General features: G+C 58.1%; 1 protein-coding gene. It reads left to right on the top strand.

What is annotated here, in order from left to right; translation table 11 throughout:
* Positions 1 to 126 precede the first annotated feature (126 nt).
* The gene (locus IFT60_RS26130; RefSeq protein ID WP_192057018.1) at positions 127 to 1,431 is read left to right on the top strand and encodes an ISNCY family transposase; all 1,305 of its coding nucleotides are present in this window, start codon (positions 127 to 129) and stop codon (positions 1,429 to 1,431) included.
* Positions 1,432 to 1,493: the final 62 nt, after the last annotated feature.

The following is a 1,493-nucleotide window of genomic DNA, read 5'->3' as shown; positions in this document are numbered from 1 at the left end:
GTAGGGTGTGTAAGGGCAAAATAGTAATGTCCGGTTCTAGCAAAATAGAAATGTCTGATTTTGCTATCTCAATCAAGCTATGGACTTCGAATAGGTCGGAGTCGGGCGATGAGCAGAACCGGGAGCATGAGCATGAAGGAAGTGGAGCGGGCCAAGGTCATCAAGGCCTTGGTCGATAAGCGGATCAAGCCTGCAACGGCGGCGATGCAGCTTGGCGTGACGACGCGACAGGTGCAGCGTCTGGCTAATCGGTTTCGCGCTGCTGGTCCGGCCGGACTTATGTCGGCGCAGCGAGGCAAGGCCAGCAACCACCAGTTGAAGGCGGGGCTGGCGCAGCAAGCCTTGCTGCTGATCCGGGAGTATTACGCCGACTTCCCACCGACATTCGCTTACGAGAAGCTGGTCGAGTGTCACGCCGTGGATCTGTCAAAGGAGACGGTGCGTCGCCTGATGATCGAGGATGGTCTTTGGATTCCTCGCCGCGCCCGCGCAGGTAAACTGCACCAGCCCCGTGAGCGCCGCGCATGTCTCGGGGAGCTGGTTCAAATCGATGGAAGCCGGCATGACTGGTTCGAAGGTCGCGCCGCCCAGTGTACCCTGCTGGTGTACGTCGATGACGCGACGGGCCGGTTATCTCAGCTGTACTTTGCCGAGACTGAAACTACCACCAGCTATTTCGAAGCGACACGGCGCTATCTCGGGCGCTACGGCAAGCCGCTAGCGTTCTATGCCGATAAAGCCGCGGTATTTCGTTCGCCGGCCCAAAACCGCCATATTCCGACGCAGCTGCAACGCGCTTTCGATGAGCTCGACATCGAGCTGATCTGCGCCAACTCTCCGCAAGCCAAAGGCCGGGTCGAACGAATGAATCGGACCTTGCAGGGGCGCTTGACGCGAGAGTTACGCTTGGCAAACATCAGCAGTATCGAGCAAGCCAATACCTGGTGCGATGCTTTCGTCACCCAATTCAACGACCGCTTTGAACGTCGAGCGCACAGCACGATTGATGCGCATCGGCCTCTCAGGCCAAGCGACGACCTGTCGATGATCCTGGCCCACCGTGTCCAACGCAAACTGAGCGCCAAGCTGACGCTGCAGTATGAATCGAGGTGCTTCGTGCTCGCCGATTCTCCGGCCGCCAGGGCGCATGCCCGTACCAAGGTGGAGCTCTATACCTTCGCCGATGGACGCATGGAAGTACGAGCAGAAGGACACCTGCTGCCCCACACGATCCATGAAAGCAGCCCAACGAAACGACAGCTCATCGATGTCGAAAGCAAGACGCTAGGAAACGCGCTCGACCAACTGCCCCAGAAACGCCAGCGTAACCGCCACCCTACTGCCTCGGAGATTACAGCAGGCGTTACCGCCGCAAAACAAGCAAGCGCGCGCAAAGGCCCATCGAGCTCGGTTCAACTCCGTCAGGCATGACCGAAAAACCGGACATTTCTAATTTGCTGCGACCGGACATTTCTAATTTGCCTTTACAGGGT

This window comes from Massilia sp. CFBP 13721 (assembly GCF_014842025.1).
Taxonomy (GTDB): domain Bacteria; phylum Pseudomonadota; class Gammaproteobacteria; order Burkholderiales; family Burkholderiaceae_D; genus Telluria.
Note: the sequence above shows the minus strand (reverse complement) of the source record. Positions and strands in the feature narration are given on the sequence as shown.

What these genes read in the sequence shown, in the direction of transcription:
- IFT60_RS26130 (WP_192057018.1), top strand. Translation starts at nt 127, where the DNA reads ATGAGCATGAAGGAAGTGGAGCGGGCCAAGGTCATCAAGGCCTTGGTC.